We start from the raw sequence: 19,621 nt of genomic DNA, 5'->3' as shown, positions 1-19,621 counted from the left end.
CGCTTACCCCGTCCCTACGGCTGTTACACAACCGACGGACAGCCGATTGCTAGCCGCGCGCTGCTTCGGACAGGCCCGTGACAACCCCTCCGTAGCTTCATCTACGTACCCGGCAGGTCCGGGGCGACTACGGACTGACCGCCGGCGAACGTCGGCGGAAACGGGGATCGGAAGGCGGTTCGACATGGCGCAGGGCGAGGTGCTCGAGTTCGAGGAGTACGTCCGCACCCGGCAGGACGCGCTGCTGCGCAGTGCCCGTCGGCTGGTCCCGGACCCGGTGGACGCCCAGGACCTGCTCCAGACGGCGCTCGTCCGGACGTACGGCCGCTGGGAGACCATCGAGGACAAGCGGCTGGCGGACGCCTACCTGCGCCGAGTCATGATCAACACGCGGACCGAGTGGTGGCGGGCCCGCAAGCTCGAAGAGGTGCCCACCGAGCAGCTGCCGGACGCCAGCGTCGACGACTCCACCGAGCAGCACGCGGACCGCGCGCTCCTCATGGACATCATGAAAGTTCTCGCACCGAAGCAGCGCAGTGTGGTGGTCCTGCGACACTGGGAGCAGATGTCCACGGAGGAGACCGCCGCCGCCCTCGGTATGTCGGCGGGAACGGTCAAGAGCACGCTGCACCGGGCGCTCGCCCGGCTCCGAGAGGAGCTGGAGAGCCGCGATCTGGACGCACGCGCGCTGGAGCGTGAGGAGCGGGAGCGGTGCGCGGTCTGACCGGCCGAGGGACCTTGCAGGCGGCGTTCACGGCGGTGGTCGTGCTCGCCGCCCTCGCCCTTTTCGTCTCCGCCTGCGCGACCGGCGGCACCGGCGCCCGTGACGAGGGCCCGGCGCACGAGGGTGCCTCGGACTCGGTGGCGGGCGCCGCGGTCTCGGCTGCGCCCACGCCGAGCCCGACCTCGACGACCGCGCGTGTGGACGCGGTCAAGCTGGTCGAGGACGATCCCGCGGTCGCCACGGAGGTCAAGCGCGAGCTGAAGCCGTGCGTGGCCGACGAGTACCCGGTCGACGTGTCGTACGGCGACCTCACCGGCGGGCGCGCGGACGATGTCGTGGTGAACGTACTGACCTGCGGCGACGCGGTCGGGATCGGCTCGTACGTCTATCGCGAGGTGAGCGGTCGGTACGAGAATGTGTTCAAGGTCGAGGAGCCTCCGGTCTACGCGGAGATAGACCGCGGCGACCTCGTGGTGACCAAGCAGGTCTACGAGAAGGGCGATCCGGTGTCGAGTCCGTCCGGCGAGAACGTGATCACGTACCGCTGGGGCTCGGGCCGCTTCACCGAGGAGTTCCGCACGCACAACGACTACAGCAACGCGGTCGGGGGCGACGCGACGCCGGCACCGGCGCCGTGAACCGTTCGTAGTCCTCGGACCGAACCCTCTTCAGCCGCACGCCTGCGCCACCAACCGAAACGAGAGCTGAGAACACCGGGATGGCAGACCAGACCCACGTCCTGTTCGTGGAGGACGACGACGTCATCCGTGAGGCCACCCAGCTCGCTCTGGAGCGGGACGGTTTCGAGGTCACCGCCATGCCCGACGGGTTGTCGGGTCTTGAGGCGTTCCGGGCCAAGCGCCCCGACATCGCGCTCCTCGACGTCATGGTGCCGGGTCTGGACGGTGTGAGCCTGTGCCGCCGGATCCGCGACGAGTCGACCGTGCCGGTGATCATGCTGTCCGCGCGGGCGGACTCGATCGACGTGGTGCTGGGCCTGGAGGCGGGCGCGGACGACTACGTGACCAAGCCGTTCGACGGTGCCGTGCTGGTGGCGCGGATCCGGGCGGTGCTGCGCAGGTTCGGGCACGCGAGCGGCGGCGACAAGGCCGAGGAGGCGCCCGCCGAGGTGGCCGGCGGGGTGCTGACCTTCGGCGAGCTGGAGATCGACACCGAGGGCATGGAGGTGCGCCGGTCCGGCGAGACGGTGGCGCTGACGCCGACCGAGATGCGGCTGCTGCTGGAGTTCTCCTCGGCGCCGGGCACGGTCCTCTCGCGCGACAAGCTCCTTGAGCGCGTGTGGGACTACGGCTGGGGCGGCGACACCCGGGTGGTGGACGTCCATGTGCAGCGGCTGCGGACGAAGATCGGCCAGGACCGGATCGAGACGGTCCGTGGCTTCGGCTACAAGTTGAAGGCCTGAGCGGGGACGTCAGGGACATGCGGGGGATCTTCCGGAACCCGGGGACGGGCGGCGACGCGAGCGGCGGCCCGGGCAGTGGCGCGGGCGGCATCCGCACCGGCCTGCGCTGGAAACTGAGCGCGGCGATCGCGCTGGTCGGCGCGCTGGTGGCAATCGCGCTGAGCCTGGTCGTGCACAACGCGGCCCGGGTGTCGATGCTGGACAACGCGCGCGACCTCGCCGCCGAGCGGGTGCGGATCGCGCAGCGCAGCTACGAGCTGTCCAACCGCCTGAACTTCCCGAACGTACGGATCGACGACCCGGATCTGCCGTCGGCGCTGCGCGAGAAGGTCGCGGAGGGCCGGCGGGCGACGTACGTGACGGACCTGGCGAACGGCGTGCCGGACATCTGGGCCGCGGTGCCGGTCAACGACGGGCATGTGCTGTCCCTGCACACCGGGTTCACCGACCGCAGCACCGACATCCTCAACGACCTCGACCAGGCCCTCGTCATCGGCTCCATCGCGGTGGTCCTCGGCGGCAGCGCGCTCGGCGTGCTGATCGGGGGGCAGCTGTCGCGCCGGCTGCGCAAGGCGGCCGCCGCGGCGAACCGGGTGGCCAGGGGCGAGACGGACGTACGGGTGCGGGACGCCATCGGCGGGGTGGTGCGGGACGAGACGGACGACCTCGCGCGCGCGGTGGACGCCATGGCGGACACGCTCCAGCAGCGCCTCGAGGCGGAACGCCGGGTCACGGCGGACATCGCGCACGAGTTGCGTACGCCGGTGACGGGACTGCTCACCGCGGCGGAACTGCTGCCCCCGGGCCGGCCCACGGAGCTGGTCCTGGACCGCGCGAAGGCGATGCGCACGCTGGTCGAGGACGTCCTGGAGGTGGCCCGCCTCGACGGGGCCTCCGAGCGTGCCGAGTTGCAGGACATCGTGCTGGGCGAGTTCGTGGCCCGGCGGGTGGCGGCGAAGGACCCGGACATCGAGGTGCGGGTGGTGCACGAGTCGCTGGTCACCACCGACCCGCGCCGCCTGGAGCGCGTGCTGTTCAACCTGCTGGCGAACGCCGCGCGGCACGGCAAGCCGCCGATCGAGGTCACCGTCGAGGGCCGCGTGATCCGCGTCCGCGACCACGGGCCCGGCTTCCCGGCCGACCTCCTCGCGGACGGCCCCAGCCGCTTCCGCACCGGCAGCACGGACCGCGCGGGCCACGGCCACGGCCTCGGCCTCACCATCGCCACCGGCCAGGCCCGCGTCATGGGCGCCCGCCTCACCTTCCGCAACATCCGCCCACCGGGCGCCCCGGACCACGTCCCGTCCGAGGGCGCGGTAGCGGTGCTGTGGCTCCCGGAACACGCACCGACGAACACGGGCAGCTATCCGATGCTGCCGTAGCCGTGCCCTCCGGGGGTTCGGCAGGGAGGGTGGTCGGCGAGGGGGCTGTACGAGGAAGCCGACCCCTCCCACGGCCCCCGGGACCGAACCAGGCGGACCGCGGCCGGGCGCGGCGGAACCAGACCTACGGGCTCGGGCCCGACAACACTCGCGGCACCGGCACCCGCAGTTCCGCCAGGCGGGACCGAGGGGGCAGCTCCGCCAGGCCGGACCAAGAGGGCCGGCGTCACGGTGCGGCAGCCCTCACGCCGTCCACGGCTCCGTGAGGCGGGACCGGATGGCGGGCGTCCCCGCGCCCCCGCCCCTCACACCCCCGCCACCACCAACTCCTCCCCCCGAGAAGGCCGCACCCCGTCCGTCCGCCCCGCGAAGTACCGCTCCGCCAGTTCCTCCGCCGACACGTGCCGGGCCGTTCGGAAGCCGGTCTCTCGGGCCAGGGCGAGGATCTGCGGCGGCCGGAAGAAGGTCTGGAAGGGCGTGCCCGCGGCCCGTGCGCCCTTCATCGCCGCCCTGAGCTGGGGCTGTTCCTCCGGCTCGACGTCCTCGATGGGGCGCAGGAAGGTCGACACCAGCGTCGATCCGGGTGCCAGGCCGGCGACAAGGGCGAAGGTCGCCTTGATGGCCTCCGGTGTGAGGTACATCGTGACGCCGGCGGAGGCCACCACCGCGGGCCGGCCGGGGTCGAGCCCGGCATCGAGCAGCCGCCCCCACCAGTCGCCCTCGAAGTCGACCGGCACGAGCCGCAGCCAGTCAGGCACGCCGAGGCCGAGCGCCTCCAGTCGCCGCCGCTTGAAGGCCTGCGGTCCGGGCCGGTCGACCTCGAAGACGCGCAGCCGGGCGGCGACGTCGGGCCGGCGCTGGGCGAAGGTGTCCAGCCCCGCCCCGAGGACGACGTACTGGTCCACGCCCTCCCCCGCCCGCTCCACCACCAGGTCCTCGACGAACCGGGCCCGCGCCACGATCGACGCCCGGACCCGCCGCGTGGCCCGCTCGTCCATGTCGGGACGGTCCCGCCAGTCGTCACCGGGATCCGCGAGCCGCAGCCCGAGTTCGTCCTCCAGCACGTGCGGCGCCGCGTCGGCCCGGACGTGCAGGGCCCGCCACAGCGCGGTCCGCACGGCGGTGTGGTCGGCGCCGGCGTGTCCCTGTCCGGTGGCGTCGCTCAGCACGCCCAGTCCTTCGACAGGTCGAGGTCACCCTCGCGGGGCTGGGTGAAGGAGAACCAGTTGCCGGAGTCGTCGCGGAACACCGCTTCGATGCCGTACGGACGCTCCTGCGGCTCCTGAAGGAACGCCACGCCCCGGTCCTTGAGCTTCTTGCAGTCCCCGTGGATGTCGTCCGTCGTCAGCGCGCCCGCGCCGAGGACTCCCTTGGCCACGAGCTTGCGGACCATCTCGGCGGACTCCGGGTCCATCGCGGGCGGTCCCGGCACCATCAGCGTGAGATCGACGTCCGGCTGGTTCTCGGCACCGACGGTGAGCCAGCGCATGCCGCCCTCGCCCATCGTGATGTCCGAGCGGACCTCAAGGCCCAGCTTCTGGGTGTAGAACTCCTTGGCCCGGTCCTGGTCGAGAACCCAGACGGTCGAGATCTTGAGTCCCTTGATCACGGTGTGCTCCTGCCGACGGTGACTGTCCTCCTGCCCCGTCACCGTAGGCAGCGGCGGAGTCAGCCCGCTTCTCCAGAATTGCGCCGCTCCCCGCCGGGTCCGCTTCTGAAGCCACCGGCCCAGAGCATGGCGTAGCACCCCGGTATGAGCGCGGCCCCGCGGCCCACGTGCTTGGCGCGGTACTCCGTGGGGGTCAGCCCGGTCCATGCCTTGAACCGGGTCGAGAACGTGCCCAGACTGCTGAAGCCGACCAGGTTGCAGATCTCGGTCACCGACAGATTCGCGGTGCGCAGCAGATCCTCGGCCCGGTCGATCCGCCGGTGCGTGAGGTACTGGCCCGGCGTCTCCCCGTACGCCTCCTTGAAGGCGCGGATGAAGTGGTACCGCGAGTACCCGGCATGCGCGGCCACCGCGACCAGGTCCAGTTCCGCGTCGGCCCAGTCACGGTCCATCGCGTCCTTGGCCAGCCGCAACTGCCGCATTTTGTCCATACGGCGATGGTGGCACGGGCCACTGACAATCAGACTTCGCTCACATCAGCCCGTCCGGCGTTCGAGGACGAGGCCCTCCGGGCCGAAAGGGGGGGCCCGGGGGCACAGCCCCCGGCAACGGCGCCGCACCCGGACACGAAGACGTACCCGAACACACCGAACCGCCCCCGAACACGAAGAAGGCCCCCCGGGGCGGACACCAACCGGGGGACCTTCGGCTCATTGTGACGTTCAGACGGCCTCGACAAGCGGCGCCGGGGCCGACCCTTCCTCGCCAGGCTTAGGCGCAGCCGGCCCCGCTCCACGGAGCGTGACCTCCTTGACGAACACCGCCGCCACCAGCGCGGCCACCGCCACGATCGCGCCCAGCAGGAACGCGGAGTGGACGCCCGCGGAGACCGCGTGCTGGTAGGCCTCCCGCGCAGCGGCCGGCAGCTTCGCCAGGCTCGCCGCGTCCAGCTGTGCCGACTGCTCGGTGACCTTGGAGCCCAGCGCGCCGGCCCGCTCGGACATGACGTCCTGGACCCGGTTGTTGAACAGGGCACCCATGATCGCGACACCGAAGGAGGAGCCGAGCGTGCGGGACAGCGTGCTCGTGGAGGACGCGACGCCCATGTCCTTCATCTCGACGCTGTTCTGCGCGACCAGCATGGTGATCTGCATCAGGCAGCCCATGCCGAGTCCGACGACGGCCATGAAGACACCGGACATGAAGCGCGAGGTGTCGGTGTCCATGGTCGACAGCAGGTAGAGCCCGATGATCATCGCGATGCTGCCGACGACCGGGAACACCTTGTACTTGCCGGTGTTGGTGGTCACGCGCCCCGCCACCATCGAGGTGACCAGCATCGCGCCGAGCATCGGCAGGAGGAGCAGCCCGGAGTTGGTCGCGGACGCGCCCTGCACGGACTGCTGGTACAGCGGCAGGAAGAGCGTCGCGCCGAACATCACGAAGCCGGTGATGAAGCCGATGATCGACATCAGGGTGAAGTTGCGGCTGCGGAAGATGTGCAGCGGCACGACCGGCTCGGCGGCCTTGGTCTGCCAGTACACGAACCCGACCAGCGAGACCACGCCGATCCCGATGAGCTCCATGATCCGCGCGGAGGACCAGGCGTACTCGGAGCCGCCCCAGGTGGTGACGAGGACGGTGGAGGTGATGCCGACGGTCAGCAGGATGACACCGAGGTAGTCGATGCCCGCCTTGGACCGCTTCTTCGGCAGGTGCAGCACGACGCTGATCAGGCCGAGCGCGAACACGCCGAGCGGCAGGTTGATGTAGAAGGACCAGCGCCAGCCCCAGTTGTCGGTGATGGTGCCGCCGACCAGCGGACCGCCGATCATCGCGAGCGCCATGACGCCGGCCATCATGCCCTGGTACTTGCCGCGTTCCCGCGGCGGGATCAGGTCACCGATGATCGCCATGACGCCGACCATCAGACCGCCGGCGCCCAGACCCTGGATGGCCCGGAAGCCGATCAGCTCGCCCATGTTCTGGGCCATGCCGCTGAGCGCGGAGCCGATCAGGAAGATCACGATCGAGGTCATGAAGGTGGCCTTGCGGCCGTACATGTCGCCGAGCTTGCCCCAGACCGGGGTCGAGGCGGCGGTCGCGAGCGTGTACGCCGTCACCACCCAGGAGAGATGCTCCAGGCCGCCGAGTTCGCCGACGATCGTCGGCATCGCGGTGCCCACGATCATGTTGTCGAGCATCGCCAGCATCATGGTGATCATGAGCGCCAGCAGCACGACCCGTACGCTGCGCGGCTGTTTGCCCGTGTCCACGTCCACCGTCTGTGTGTCCGCCATTGTCGTCACTCCCCTGTACTTCCCTGTACATCCCCCCGGCCGGCTACTTACTTGCCGCCCGGCTAGTTGACTACACTGCAGGAAGGTAGACCCGGAACTAGCCGGGCGTCAAGTAAGTTTTCTAGTCGGGCGGCAAGTAAGTTAGGTACCGGTCGCCAGGTAATTTTTCAGGGGCCCCGATGACCGCGAGGATGGTTGGCACCATGGACGGCACGAAGCAGCAGCGCCGCGGCAACACCCGCCAGCGCATCCAGGACGTCGCGCTCGAACTCTTCGCCGAGCAGGGGTACGAGAAGACCTCGCTCCGCGAGATCGCCGAGAGCCTCGACGTCACCAAGGCGGCCCTCTACTACCACTTCAAGACCAAGGAAGAGATCCTCGTCAGCATCTTCGACGATCTGACGCAGCCGATCCTCGACCTGACCGAGTGGGGCAGGCAGCAGCCGCACACGCTGGAGACGAAGCAGGAGATCGTACGGCGGTACAGCGAGATCCTGGCCGGCGCGGCACCGCTGTTCCGCTTCATGCAGGAGAACCAGGCGGCCGTGCGCGAACTGCGGGTCGGCGAGACCTTCAAGGACCGTATGCAGGGCCTGCGCGAGATCATCGTGGACCCGGACGCGGCCCTGGTCGACCAGATCCGCAGCGTCAGCGCGATCTTCACCCTGCATGCCGGGATGTTCTTCATCCAGGACCTGGACGCGACCCCCGAGGAGAAGCGCAAGGCCGTCCTGGAGGTCGCGACCGACATGGTGACCCAGGCCCACCAGGGCATGAAGGCCGCCGCGGAACCGTCCTAGACGGTCAGACGGTCAGGCCCTTGGCGCGCAGGAACTTGACGGGGTCGATCGCCGAGCCGTAGTTGGCGGTCGTACGGATCTCGAAGTGCAGGTGCGGACCACTGGAGTTACCGGTGTTGCCGGACCGGGCTATGTGCTGCCCGGTGGCGACGACCTGGCCGACCTTGACGTCGATCCGCGACAGGTGGGCGTACTGCGAGTACGTGCCGTTGGCGTGCTTGACGACGATGGCGTTGCCGTACGCGGCTCCGTCGCCGGCACCGTTCGAGCCGGCCTTGACGACCGTGCCGCCGTGCGCGGCGCGGACGTCGGTGCCGCTCGCGACGGCGAAGTCCTGGCCGCTGTGGGTGGACTGCCACATGCCGCCGGCCTGCGCGAAGGTCGCGGAGAGCGTGTAGCTCTTCACCGGCGCGACCCAGGAGACGGCCTTCTTGGCGGCGGCCTTCCGCACCGCGGCCTTCTTGGCGGCAGCCTTCTTCGCGGCGGTCGCCTTGGCGCTCGCGGCGGCCTTGGCGGCCTTCGCCTGCGCGGCGGCCTGCGCCTCGACACCGCTCGCGGCGGCGGAGGTGCTCACCACGGAGGTGGCGTCGGCGGCGACCGCGACCCCGGCACCCAGCGCGACCGACACACCGAGACCGGCGGTCAGGACGGCCGCGCGGGTGCGGAGCGTAGACGTACGGGCGGAGCGGAACGGGACGCGCGAAGACATCGAAACCTCATGGGGACGGGGACAGAAAAGCCACCCGGCACACGGACGGCCGCCGGATGGACCGTCCCTTGGTAACCCCGACCCCCACGGACCCCAAAACCCAAGATCTACGACGGAAGCTAGTACTTAATCTCAAAACTTCCGACTCCTTGACACAACCACCATCGGGAATGAATCCACCCACGACGGACGAACCCGCCATGAGGTTCCGGGACAAAAGTCCTTTTTGCCCAGATCGGGCCATCTACTACCCCAGGCAGTAACGGACAAATCGCCTGTGCGGCATGTCACCGACCCACAAGATCAAGGCCCTTGGGAATGTGACGGGGACTACTCTGCTGTCCCATCGACGAGGCTCAGGGGGAGGCCGAGTGGATCCGACGGTCATCGGCACCAGGCTCGCGTCCGGCCTGATCGGCCCACTGGTGAAGAAGCTCTTCCTACGGGAGGGCCCGGGCGCCGGCCTGGTCGACAAGCCCGTACGCGTCTCGGCGCTGGTGTCCTTCCGGGGCGAGCGGCGCACCCTCGGCCAACGGGAGCTGCGCAAACTGGTCCGGGAGCTGGTGGAGCGCGCGGCCCGCGAGACCCGGGAGGCGCCGCTGGACACCGCGGAGCTGGAGGCGGTGGCCGACGCCCTGCGCCGCACCCTCCTCGCCCTCGGCGATCTGGACCTGGACGACATGCAGGCCGTCCGGCTGGGCTACGAGGCACTGGCCGACCGCCTGTTCGCCGAAGCGGGCGGCGACGACCTGCTCCGCCTGCTCAGCTACGACTCGACCTTCCTCTACTTCCATCTCCTCAACAGCGCCTGCCTGCACATCCTGCACTTCTTCACCCAGCGGTCCACCTTCGTCGCCCACACTCTCGTCGAACAGAGCCGCCGCCTGGACGAGCTGATCCGGCTCACCGACGTCCTCGTCGAACGCCTGACCTCGCGCACCGCGCAGGACGCGGTCTTCGAGCAGCAGTACGCGCACTACATCGCCACCCGCCACAGCCGGCTCACCATCTACGGCATCGATCTCGACGAGTGCCGGGAGTGGCCGCTGGACGCGGCGTACCTGAGCCTGGTGGCGACGCGGGAGGCGGAGCCCTTCGTGGCGGCGGGCGACCCGCTCGACCCGGCGGGTCCCGAACGCCGTCTGCCGTCCGCGCCGCAGCCCGTCGAGCGAGCGCTGTCCGGCCATGAACGCGTGCTGCTGCGCGGAGTCGCGGGCTCCGGCAAGACGACGCTCGTGCAGTGGCTCGCGGTCACGACGGCCCGCCAGGAGGAACTCACCGGACAACTGGCCCACTTGATGGGCCGCATCCCGTTCGTCCTCCCCCTGCGCACGCTCACCCGCGCCGGCGCCCACCTCCCCGTCCCCGGCGACTTCCTGAAGGCGGTGAGCTGTCCGCTGGCCGGCTCGCAGCCGCCGGGCTGGGCGGACCGCGTGCTCACCGCGGGCCGCGGGCTGCTCCTGATCGACGGCATCGACGAGGTCCCGGAACAGGAACGGGCCCGCACCCGCCGCTGGTTGGCCGACCTGCTCGCCGCCTTCCCGGGCAACCTCTGGCTGGTCACCTCCCGCCCGTCCGCCGTCCGCGACGACTGGCTGGCCGGCGACGGCTTCACCGAGCTGACGCTCTCCCCCATGAGCCGCGAGAACGTCACGGTCTTCGTCCACCGCTGGCACGAGGCGGCGGAGGCGGAACCGGCCCTGGCGGAAGCCCTGTTGAACGCGGTCCGCACGAAACAGGACCTGGGCCGCCTCGCCACCAACCCCCTGATGTGCGCCCTGATCTGCGCCCTGCACCGCGAACGCCGGGGCTTCCTCCCACGCGGCCGCAAGGCCCTCTACGACGCCGCCCTCTCCATGCTCCTCGAACGCCGCGACCGCGAACGCGACCTCGCCGTCGAGCTGGACGAGGAGTCCCAGATCGAGCTGCTGCAACGGCTGGCGTACTGGCTCATCCGCAACGGCCGCGCGGAGATGTCCCGTTCGGACGCCGTCCACCAACTGGACCGGCTCCTGCCGTCCATGCCCTACGTCGCCGCCCAGGGCTCGGCCGAGGAGATCCTCCGCCACCTCCTGGTCCGCTCCGGCCTCCTGCGCGAACCGGCCGTCGGCGCCGTGGACTTCGTACACCGCACCTTCCAGGACTACCTGGGCGCCCGCGCGGCCGTCGAGGAACGCGACTTCGACGCCCTGATCGCCCACGCCCACCTGGACCAGTGGGAGGACGTGCTGCGCATGGCGGTCGCGCACGGCCGACCGGACGAACGGGCGCGGTTGCTCGGGGGGTTGGTGGAGCGGGGGGATCAGGAGGAGCCGTTCCGGGCGCGATTGCATCTGCTGGCGATGGCCTGCTTGGAGCATGCGGCGAAGTTGGATCCCGGAGTGCGGGCGGAAGTGGAGCGGCGGGCGGGGGAGTTGATTCCGCCGCGTCATCCGGACCTTGCGCGGGACCTCGTCGGCATCGGCTCTCTCGTACTGGAACTGTTGCCCGGTCCGGAGGACGTGGACGACGACGAGGCCGCGTGCGGGGTCGTCCACACAGCGGGCCTGATCGGCGGCGACGCAGCTCTGCTCTGCATGACGCGGTACCGGAACCACACGTCCACGATCGTGCAGGACTATCTCAGCTTCCACTGGGACAAGTTCGACACCGAGATCTACGCGGACGAGATCATTCGGCACCTGCTGAGCTCACCGACCACGACCCTCTATATCCGCACAGCCGAACAGCTGGCAGCGCTGCGCCGCATGGGAGGCCACAACCGGGTCGATCTGGTGGGGGACTTCGGCCAGGACCTGATCATGGAGTGCTTCGCCGAGACGCAGCTCGAAACCCTGTCGTTGGCCGACAACTCGATCAGCGACCTCACGTTCCTGACCTCCTACCAGGAACTGAAGGTGCTCTACCTGCAGAGCTGCGAGAACCTGATGTCCCTCGCCCCGCTGAAGCAACTGCCCCTGGAATCAGTGGGGCTGATGAACCTGCCGGGCATCCAAGATCTGGACGTGCTGAACGAGCTGAACCTGCTCAGCACGCTGAGTCTCGGCCCGGCGGAGGTCACCGGCCTCGCGTCCGAAGGGATCCGCCTGGAGAACATCCGCCACGTCTCCCTGACAGGCGACGCGTCGGCGGCGCGACTCCGGTCGGCAGTGACGGCATTCCCTCGGATGGTGTCCTTACGGGTGCTCTCCGGCACCGAACTCGACCTGGGCCCTCTGGCAACCCACCCAACCCTGCGCCGCGTGACGACTCCCCCCAACTGCCGCCTCCTGAACGCCGATCGGCTCCCGGACACCATCGCCCTGAATCCCGACCGCCGCACAACATGACGCACACCCCTAGCTAACTACCGTCCAGTAACCCTACGGTTCCCCTCGCGCCACCCTCGCCCCGCACCATGCACCAGACACCGGCATCCGGACGTGAGTGAGAGGACCCCCATGACAACAAGACGCCCCTGGGCGCGCCGCCTGGCCACCGCCGCCGTCTCCGTCTCCGCCCTCGTGGCGCTGGCGGCCCCCGCCGACGCGGCGACGAGCACCACCAGCACCGCCGCCGCCGAGGACGTCGACTACGCGACCTGGCAGACGGACTGCCGGGCGGTCATGGACCAGGCCCTGCCCTACCTGAAGCAGCGCATCGCCGCCGCGAAGCCGGGCGAGAAGCAGGCGATCGTCTTCGACATCGACAACACCACCCTGGAGACCGACTTCGGCTTCAGCTGGCCGCAGCCGGCCAACAAGCCCGTCCTGGACGTCGCGGAGTACGCCCAGGAGCACGGCGTCTCGCTGTTCTTCGTCACGGCCCGCCCGGGCATCATCTACCTGCCCACCGAGTACAACCTCGAGCACGACGGCTACGAGGTCTCCGGCCTCTACGTCCGCGGCCTCTTCGACCTCTTCAAGGATGTCGCCGCCTACAAGACAGCCCAGCGCGTCGACATCGAGAACAAGGGCTACACGATCATCGCGAACGTCGGCAACAGCGCCACCGACCTCTCGGGCGGCCACGCCGAGAAGACGTACAAACTCCCGGACTACGACGGCCAGTTGTCCTGACTCGCACCCCGGACCCCCAGTTGGGCTGATCGCCGGGCGCGTCTCCTGTGGGGCCGGTACTTTCGGGTACCGGCCCCACCGAGTCGACGGGCCGAGGGGGATTCCATGAGCGCCACAGAGCCGCCGCGCGTCGAACTCGCGGACGCCGTACAGACCATCCGCGACGAGCTGCTCACCGCGGCCCGGCGCTCCACGGGACAGGACGTCGCCTTCGAAGTGGGCGACATCCAGATGGAGTTCACCGTCGAGTTCCGCAAGGAGAACAAGGCCCACGCCAAGGTGCTGGCCTGGGTCGTCGACGCGGGCGCGGACACCACGCGCGCCAACAGCCGTACGCACAAGGTGTCCTTCACCCTGCGGGCGCGGGACGCGCGCACGGGCGCGCCCTGGAAGGTGCGCAACGAGACGGAGGGCAGCGTCGACGCGTTCGGCCGTGGTGCGCCCACCACGCCGTGATACTGCGTTCGGCCGTCGAGCGGTCCGTGGTGGTGCTGGCCGGATCGCAGGGCAGCGGCGTCATGCTCACCCCACGCCTCGTGCTGACCAGCGCGCACGTGCTGCGGAACAAGGAGTGGATCCGCACGGTCCACCCGGAGAGCGAACAGCCCCTGCCCAGCCGGGTGGTGTGGCGCGACGAGGAGACCGACGTCGCTCTGCTGCTCACCGGAGAGGAGCTGGTCGCCCCGGACCGCTGGGCACTGGCGAGACTGCGCTGGGGAGCCGTCGGCGCCTCCGATCCGCTGCCCGGCTGCCAGATCGTCGGCTTTCCGCAGGTCCAACGGTTCGGCCCGGACGACCAGTTGGAGTACGACCAGCTCACCGGAACCGTGCTGCCCATGGCCGGGCGGATCAGATCGACGCTGGTGTGCGAGTTCGACCGGGCACCGGTGGCCGCCCCGAAGCCGGGCGAATCACCGTTCGCCGGACTGTCCGGGGCGCCCCTGTTCGCCGGCGCGGTCCTGATCGGCATAGTGACCCAGGTCCCGGACAAGCGCGACCACCGCCGCATCGAGGCGACCCCCGTGGACCGCATCCTCCAGGCGCCGGACTTCCCCCGCCAGGTGATGGGCAGCGAACCGGGCCACGTCCCCCCGGTGTTGGAGACGGTCGGGCCGGGCTCCCACTTCCAGGACGAGCGGTTCGAGCGCCAGTACGCGCGCGCCCTCAAGACCCGGTACCGCAAGATCGAGATCTTCGGGCTCGACGAACTGGGCACCACCGAGACCAACTGGGACCTGGACACGGCGTACTTGAGCCTGGAGGCGATCTCCGCCACGGAGACCCGGGGGACCCGGGAGACTCGGGAGAACGCCCCCCTGCCCCAGACCGTGTCCGTACCGCGCCGGATCAACGACCTGCTCGCCGACCGCCCTCGAACCGTCCTGCGCGGCGAGGCCGGCGCCGGCAAGACCACGCTGGTGTGGTGGCTCGCCTCCCATGCCGCCTGCGGCGCCCTCGATCACGAACTCGCCGAACTGAACGACCTGGTCCCCTTCGTGATCCCCATGCGCAGCTTGCTGGCCCGGGGCAAGGCCTTCCCCCGGCTCCCCGAACTGGCCACGGTCGCCGAGCTCCAGATCGACGAACTCCCCGACGGCTGGACCGGCCGCGTCCTGGCAGCGGGACGCGCGCTCCTCCTCGTCGACGGCATGGACGAAGTGCCGCCCGCCGACCGGGAGGAGGCCCGCCGCCGTCTGTCCGATCTCCTGGCGGCGTATCCGCACAACCGGTGCCTGGTCACCGTACGACCGCTGGCGGTGGCCACCGACTGGCTCGGCTCGGAGGACTTCGAGGAACTCCGGCTGCTCCCCATGCGGGACGAGGACGTCCTGGCCTTCTCTCGGGCCTGGCACGCGGCCGCGCGCCTCGAATGCGCCGGCCTGCGCGACCCGCATCGGGCAGCCGTGGAGGAACAGAACCTCCACGCCCTGGAACGCGCCCTGGAACAGGAGTTGGAGCGCAACCCGACCCTCCTCCACCTCTCCCGCACCCCGCTCCTGGCGGCCGTGGTCTGCGCCCTGCACCGCCGCCGCAGAGGATTCCTGCCGGAGACCCGCTGGTCCCTCTACAACGCCTCGCTCACCATGCTGCTCGGCGGCCGCGACACCCTGCGCCGGGTCGGCGCGCCCGAGGGCATAGTCCTGGGCGTCGAGGAACACCAGCAGCTGCTTCAACGCATCGCGGCCTGGCTCGCCCGCAGCGGGAACACCGAGTTCAACCACGCCCAGGCGGAACACCAGATCGCACTGGCCATGCGGAGCATGCCCCAGGTGCGGGAGCAGGGTTCCGCCGAGGCCGTCCTCACCCATCTCCTCAACCGCAGCGGACTGCTCCAGGAACGCAACGAGACGGCCATCCAGTTCATCCACCGCACCTTCCAGGACTACTTGGCGGCGAAGGAACTCCAGGAGAGCGACGGCCTGGGCGAGTTGCTCCAACACGCAGGCGAGGAGGAATGGCAGGACATCATCCTCCTGGCCGTCGGCCACTGCCACCGGGGCGAGGTCCGCCGCCTGATAGAGCAACTGATCGAGAAGGGCGACGGCACCGAGGACCGGGCATTGCGCGCCAACATCCATGTGCTGGCGGCCCGTTGCGCGCTGAGCGCGGTGGTGCTGGAGGAGGAGGTACGGGAGGAGGTGGCTGAGCGGGTGCGGGGGTTGTTGCGGCCGCTGGAGTACGACAACATCGTCGCCCTGGTGTCCCTCGGCTCGTACGTGCTTCCTCTGGTGCCTGACCCGGAGGGGCTGGACGAAGCCCAAGTCGTACGGCTCGTCCAACTCGTACGCGATGTAGGCGACCCCGCGTCCTTGCCGTTGCTCCGGCGGTTCGCCACGCACACCTCCGTCAGTGTCCGAGACCTGCTCCAGAACGCGTGGTCACGTTTTCCCACTGACCACTACGCCCGTGAAGTTCTCGCCCATGTACCCCTTGAGGACGACCTTGTCATCGTGATCAACCCCGCCATGGTCGCGGCATTGCAGCACTGCGGCCCCATCGGCACGGTCATGGCCGACATGGCCGTCAGCGGTGCCGACCTGGCCGATCTCCTGCCGCGTACTGGTATCAGAGGGCTCCACGTCATCGACAACTCACTGCTGGACGACCTCTCCTTCGTCCGCGGGCTGTCCGGACTGACCTCTCTGCAGCTCAGTGTGTGCCCCAGAGTCAGGACACTGTCCGCACTCGAAGGCCTGCCGCTCACCTCGCTCAGCGTGGAACTCCAAGAGATGTCCAAGTCCGAACTGGTCTCCCTGGAACGACTGGACCGGCTGACCGAACTCTCGCTGACGGGCCCCCCGCTCGACAGCAACATCCCCATTCCTTCAAGGCACCCGACGGTCGAACGGCTCACGGTGATCGGCCACTCGGAGATGATGATCAACGACCTGTCCCAGTGGCCCGCTCTGCGTGAACTCGTCGTGCAAGGCGACTGCAATGTGCCCGCGCTGCTACTGGCAGCCGCCAAGGCCCCTTCGCTCAGCAGCCTCGACTTCAGGGTCGGCTTCAGGCTCGCGACACTGCCGCGCAGATCCTGGGACCTCGGTCCTCTACCAGGAATCCGTGACCTCACCCTCAGAGGCATCGACCGTGCCAGCTCCGCGACGGACCTGGCCCAGCTGTTCCCCTCGCTCACCCGACTCAGCATCGAGTGCGCCCCAGGCACCGCACTGGACCTGTCCCCGCTCCAGGACCACCCCGACCTGACCATCGAGATCAACGGCCGGCCAGCGCACCCAAGCCCATGAAGAAGGGGCCGGCGCCCAAAGGCACCGACCCCTAACTCGTCGTTCGGCGAATCCCGGAAGGGCTACGCCTCCTTGCTCAGGTTGGGCCCAGCCCCGCCCGCCGCCTGCTCGATCGGCGGAACGTCCGGCAGTGCCGACTTCTCCTCACCCCGGAAGGTGAAGATCTTGGCCTCGCCCTCGCCCTCGGTGTCCACGACCACGATGTGACCGGGGCGCAGCTCGCCGAAGAGGATCTTCTCCGAGAGCGTGTCCTCGATCTCGCGCTGGATGGTGCGCCGCAGCGGACGCGCACCCAGCACCTGGTCGTACCCCTTGGTCGACAGCAGCTCCTTGGCGGACTGGGAGAGCTCGATGCCCATGTCCCGGTCCTTGAGGCGCTCGTCCACCTTGGCCACCATCAGGTCGACGATCGCGAGGATGTCGGCCTGGGTGAGCTGCGGGAAGACGACGACGTCGTCGACGCGGTTGAGGAACTCGGGCCGGAAGTGCTGCTTGAGCTCGTCCGAGACCTTGTTCTTCATGCGCTCGTAGTTCGACTTCGTGTCACCCGTGGCCGCGAAGCCCAGGTTGAAGCCCTTGGAGATGTCACGGGTGCCGAGGTTGGTCGTCATGATGATGACCGTGTTCTTGAAGTCCACGACCCGGCCCTGGGAGTCGGTCAGGCGACCGTCCTCCAGGATCTGCAGCAGCGAGTTGAAGATGTCCGGGTGGGCCTTCTCGACCTCGTCGAAGAGGACCACCGAGAACGGCTTGCGCCGCACCTTCTCCGTCAGCTGGCCGCCCTCTTCGTAGCCCACGTAACCGGGGGGCGAACCGAAGAGCCGCGAGACCGTGTGCTTCTCGCTGAACTCCGACATGTCGAGGGAGATCAGCGCGTCCTCGTCACCGAAGAGGAACTCCGCCAGCGCCTTGGACAGCTCGGTCTTACCGACACCGGACGGGCCGGCGAAGATGAACGAACCACCGGGACGCTTCGGGTCCTTCAGACCGGCACGCGTACGACGGATCGCCTTCGAGAGCGCCTTGACGGCGTCCTTCTGGCCGATGACCCGCTTGTGGAGCTCGTCCTCCATGCGCAGCAGACGCGAGGACTCCTCCTCGGTCAGCTTGAAGACCGGGATGCCGGTGGCGGTCGCGAGGACCTCGGCGATCAGCTCGCCGTCGACCTCGGCGACGACGTCCATGTCGCCGGCCTTCCACTCCTTCTCCCGCTTGGCCTTGGCGGCCAGGAGCTGCTTCTCCTTGTCGCGGAGGGAGGCGGCCTTCTCGAAGTCCTGCGAGTCGATCGCGGACTCCTTGTCGCGGCGCACGCCCGCGATCTTCTCGTCGAACTCGCGCAGGTCCGGCGGCGCGGTCATCCGGCGGATGCGCATCCGGGAGCCGGCCTCGTCGATCAGGTCGATCGCCTTGTCCGGCAGGAAGCGGTCCGAGATGTACCGGTCGGCCAGGGTGGCGGCCTGGACCAGCGCCTCGTCCGTGATGGAGACACGGTGGTGGGCCTCGTACCGGTCACGCAGACCCTTGAGGATCTCGATCGTGTGCGGCAGCGAGGGCTCGGCGACCTGGATGGGCTGGAAACGGCGCTCGAGAGCGGCGTCCTTCTCCAGGTGCTTGCGGTACTCGTCGAGCGTGGTGGCACCGATGGTCTGCAGCTCACCGCGGGCCAGCATGGGCTTCAGGATCGAGGCCGCGTCGATGGCGCCCTCGGCGGCACCCGCACCGACCAGCGTGTGCAGCTCGTCGATGAACAGGATGATGTCGCCGCGGGTGCGGATCTCCTTGAGCACCTTCTTCAGGCGCTCCTCGAAGTCACCGCGGTAGCGGGAGCCGGCGACCAGCGCACCGAGGTCGAGGGTGTAGAGGTGCTTGTCCTTGAGGGTCTCGGGCACCTCGCCCTTGACGATGGCCTGGGCGAGCCCCTCGACGACGGCGGTCTTGCCGACGCCGGGCTCACCGATCAGGACCGGGTTGTTCTTCGTACGGCGGGACAGCACCTGCATGACCCGCTCGATCTCCTTCTCGCGCCCGATGACCGGGTCGAGCTTGGACTCACGAGCGGCCTGGGTGAGGTTCCGGCCGAACTGGTCGAGGACCAGGGACGTGGAGGGCGTGCCCTCGGCAGGACCGCCACTGGCGCCGGCGGTCTCCTTGCCCTGGTAGCCGGAGAGCAGCTGGATGACCTGCTGCCGCACCCGGTTGAGGTCGGCACCCAGCTTGACCAGGACCTGGGCGGCGACGCCCTCGCCCTCACGGATCAGGCCGAGCAGGATGTGCTCCGTGCCGATGTAGTTGTGGCCCAGCTGAAGGGCCTCGCGGAGCGAAAGCTCCAGGACCTTCTTGGCACGAGGGGTGAAGGGGATGTGCCCGGACGGGGCCTGCTGGCCCTGACCGATGATCTCCTCCACCTGCTGGCGGACCGCCTCGAGCGAAATCCCGAGGCTCTCAAGGGCCTTGGCGGCGACACCCTCACCCTCGTGGATCAGACCCAGGAGGATGTGCTCGGTGCCGATGTAGTTGTGGTTGAGCATCCGGGCTTCTTCCTGAGCCAGGACGACAACCCGCCGCGCGCGGTCGGTGAACCTCTCGAACATCGTTAATCGCTCCTCAGAGCGGTCAGGCAGTGGGGGGAACTTCCCCTCCCTGTCCTTCCGCAGCTTAGTCCCGCAAGCGGGGACCGCTCATTCCAACTGCCGACACCGGACCGAGAACCAGCACTGCCTCCTGACCCCGAACGCCGACATCTGCTCCAACTCGATGGTGCGAGACGATGTTCCCGCAGGCCAGACAGTTACCCCCACCATCAGTACGCCGATGGCGAACGTGAGACGCCCCGTCCTGCGTGTCGCCCCCTCTCACTAGGGATGTCT

Annotated in this window: 15 protein-coding genes; 9 read left to right on the top strand and 6 right to left on the bottom strand. The window is 69.3% G+C overall.

The genetic code is table 11. The features are described 5' to 3' along the window. The first annotated feature begins 184 nt into the window (after window positions 1-184). The 4 genes from ACWD5F_RS43505 to cseC all read left to right on the top strand — a co-directional run bounded on the left by ACWD5F_RS43505 (window position 185) and on the right by cseC (window position 3,529). A complete protein-coding gene (locus ACWD5F_RS43505) occupies window positions 185-724 on the top strand; it encodes a SigE family RNA polymerase sigma factor (RefSeq protein WP_123998575.1) in 540 nt (179 codons plus the stop codon). Continuing rightward, window positions 712-1,362, top strand: a complete 651-nt coding sequence (locus tag ACWD5F_RS43500; RefSeq protein ID WP_401718613.1) for a hypothetical protein — start codon at window positions 712-714, stop codon at window positions 1,360-1,362. Before ACWD5F_RS43505 ends, ACWD5F_RS43500 begins: the two co-directional genes overlap by 13 nt. An 80-nt stretch (window positions 1,363-1,442) precedes the next feature. Then, window positions 1,443-2,147 carry a two-component system response regulator CseB gene (gene cseB, locus ACWD5F_RS43495; RefSeq protein ID WP_401718616.1) on the top strand — a complete coding sequence of 235 codons (705 nt, stop codon included), beginning with the start codon at window positions 1,443-1,445 and terminating at the stop codon, window positions 2,145-2,147. A 17-nt stretch (window positions 2,148-2,164) separates the two neighbouring features. Then, window positions 2,165-3,529 (top strand): two-component system sensor histidine kinase CseC, encoded by a 1,365-nt coding sequence (gene cseC, locus ACWD5F_RS43490; RefSeq protein ID WP_451261662.1) that lies wholly within the window; start codon window positions 2,165-2,167, stop codon window positions 3,527-3,529. A gap of 305 nt (window positions 3,530-3,834) precedes the next feature. On the opposite strand, the gene ACWD5F_RS43485 is transcribed toward cseC, so the two are convergent. The 4 genes from ACWD5F_RS43485 to ACWD5F_RS43470 form a co-directional block, all read right to left on the bottom strand. After that, window positions 3,835-4,695: a class I SAM-dependent methyltransferase gene (locus ACWD5F_RS43485; protein ID WP_451261683.1), complete on the bottom strand. Its 861-nt coding sequence runs from the start codon at window positions 4,693-4,695 to the stop codon at window positions 3,835-3,837. Further along, entirely contained in the window at window positions 4,692-5,138 is a 447-nt protein-coding gene (locus tag ACWD5F_RS43480) for a VOC family protein (RefSeq protein WP_451261661.1), read from the bottom strand. The genes ACWD5F_RS43485 and ACWD5F_RS43480 overlap by 4 nt, the downstream gene beginning before the upstream one ends. 59 nt (window positions 5,139-5,197) lie before the next feature. After that, window positions 5,198-5,620, bottom strand: a complete 423-nt coding sequence (locus ACWD5F_RS43475; RefSeq protein ID WP_451261682.1) for a helix-turn-helix transcriptional regulator — start codon at window positions 5,618-5,620, stop codon at window positions 5,198-5,200. A gap of 240 nt (window positions 5,621-5,860) precedes the next feature. Further along, complete coding sequence (locus ACWD5F_RS43470; RefSeq protein ID WP_451261660.1) at window positions 5,861-7,438, bottom strand: MDR family MFS transporter; 1,578 nt, start codon at window positions 7,436-7,438, stop codon at window positions 5,861-5,863. 191 nt (window positions 7,439-7,629) lie between these two features. Here ACWD5F_RS43470 and ACWD5F_RS43465 point away from each other — a divergent pair, with 191 nt between their 5' ends. Then, entirely contained in the window at window positions 7,630-8,238 is a 609-nt protein-coding gene (locus tag ACWD5F_RS43465) for a TetR/AcrR family transcriptional regulator (RefSeq protein ID WP_451261681.1), read from the top strand. 4 nt (window positions 8,239-8,242) lie between these two features. Here the strand turns inward: ACWD5F_RS43465 and ACWD5F_RS43460 are convergent, their stop codons facing one another. Then, window positions 8,243-8,947, bottom strand: a complete 705-nt coding sequence (locus tag ACWD5F_RS43460; protein WP_451261659.1) for a M23 family metallopeptidase — start codon at window positions 8,945-8,947, stop codon at window positions 8,243-8,245. Between the two features lie 371 nt (window positions 8,948-9,318). On the opposite strand from ACWD5F_RS43460, the gene ACWD5F_RS43455 reads away from it, so the two are divergent. The 4 genes from ACWD5F_RS43455 (at window position 9,319) to ACWD5F_RS43440 (ending at window position 16,754) form a co-directional block, all read left to right on the top strand. After that, window positions 9,319-12,276: an NACHT domain-containing protein gene (locus tag ACWD5F_RS43455; protein WP_451261658.1), complete on the top strand. Its 2,958-nt coding sequence runs from the start codon at window positions 9,319-9,321 to the stop codon at window positions 12,274-12,276. Between the two features lie 111 nt (window positions 12,277-12,387). After that, complete coding sequence (locus ACWD5F_RS43450; RefSeq protein ID WP_451261657.1) at window positions 12,388-13,005, top strand: HAD family acid phosphatase; 618 nt, start codon at window positions 12,388-12,390, stop codon at window positions 13,003-13,005. Between the two features lie 105 nt (window positions 13,006-13,110). After that, complete coding sequence (locus ACWD5F_RS43445; RefSeq protein ID WP_451261656.1) at window positions 13,111-13,461, top strand: trypco2 family protein; 351 nt, start codon at window positions 13,111-13,113, stop codon at window positions 13,459-13,461. Next, the gene (locus ACWD5F_RS43440; RefSeq protein WP_451261655.1) at window positions 13,458-16,754 is read left to right on the top strand and encodes an NACHT domain-containing protein; all 3,297 of its coding nucleotides are present in this window, start codon (window positions 13,458-13,460) and stop codon (window positions 16,752-16,754) included. Before ACWD5F_RS43445 ends, ACWD5F_RS43440 begins: the two co-directional genes overlap by 4 nt. Before the next feature lie 62 nt (window positions 16,755-16,816). Here ACWD5F_RS43440 and ACWD5F_RS43435 read toward each other — a convergent pair whose 3' ends face one another. Then, window positions 16,817-19,345, bottom strand: coding sequence for an ATP-dependent Clp protease ATP-binding subunit (locus ACWD5F_RS43435; protein ID WP_280875617.1), 2,529 nt, complete (start codon window positions 19,343-19,345; stop codon window positions 16,817-16,819). Window positions 19,346-19,621: the final 276 nt, after the last annotated feature.

The organism is Streptomyces sp. NPDC002499 (genome assembly GCF_053595415.1).
The sequence above is the reverse complement of the archived record's forward strand: the minus strand, read 5'-3'. Positions and strand labels throughout refer to the sequence as shown.

Coding starts and splice junctions, on each gene's coding strand:
- ACWD5F_RS43505 (WP_123998575.1), top strand. CDS start 185: ATGGCGCAGGGCGAGGTGCTCGAGTTCGAGGAGTACGTCCGCACCCGG.
- cseB (WP_401718616.1), top strand. CDS start 1,443: ATGGCAGACCAGACCCACGTCCTGTTCGTGGAGGACGACGACGTCATC.
- cseC (WP_451261662.1), top strand. CDS start 2,165: ATGCGGGGGATCTTCCGGAACCCGGGGACGGGCGGCGACGCGAGCGGC.
- ACWD5F_RS43475 (WP_451261682.1), bottom strand. CDS start 5,620: ATGCGGCAGTTGCGGCTGGCCAAGGACGCGATGGACCGTGACTGGGCC.
- ACWD5F_RS43470 (WP_451261660.1), bottom strand. CDS start 7,438: ATGGCGGACACACAGACGGTGGACGTGGACACGGGCAAACAGCCGCGC.
- ACWD5F_RS43465 (WP_451261681.1), top strand. CDS start 7,630: ATGGTTGGCACCATGGACGGCACGAAGCAGCAGCGCCGCGGCAACACC.
- ACWD5F_RS43460 (WP_451261659.1), bottom strand. CDS start 8,947: ATGTCTTCGCGCGTCCCGTTCCGCTCCGCCCGTACGTCTACGCTCCGC.
- ACWD5F_RS43450 (WP_451261657.1), top strand. CDS start 12,388: ATGACAACAAGACGCCCCTGGGCGCGCCGCCTGGCCACCGCCGCCGTC.
- ACWD5F_RS43445 (WP_451261656.1), top strand. CDS start 13,111: ATGAGCGCCACAGAGCCGCCGCGCGTCGAACTCGCGGACGCCGTACAG.
- ACWD5F_RS43435 (WP_280875617.1), bottom strand. CDS start 19,345: ATGTTCGAGAGGTTCACCGACCGCGCGCGGCGGGTTGTCGTCCTGGCT.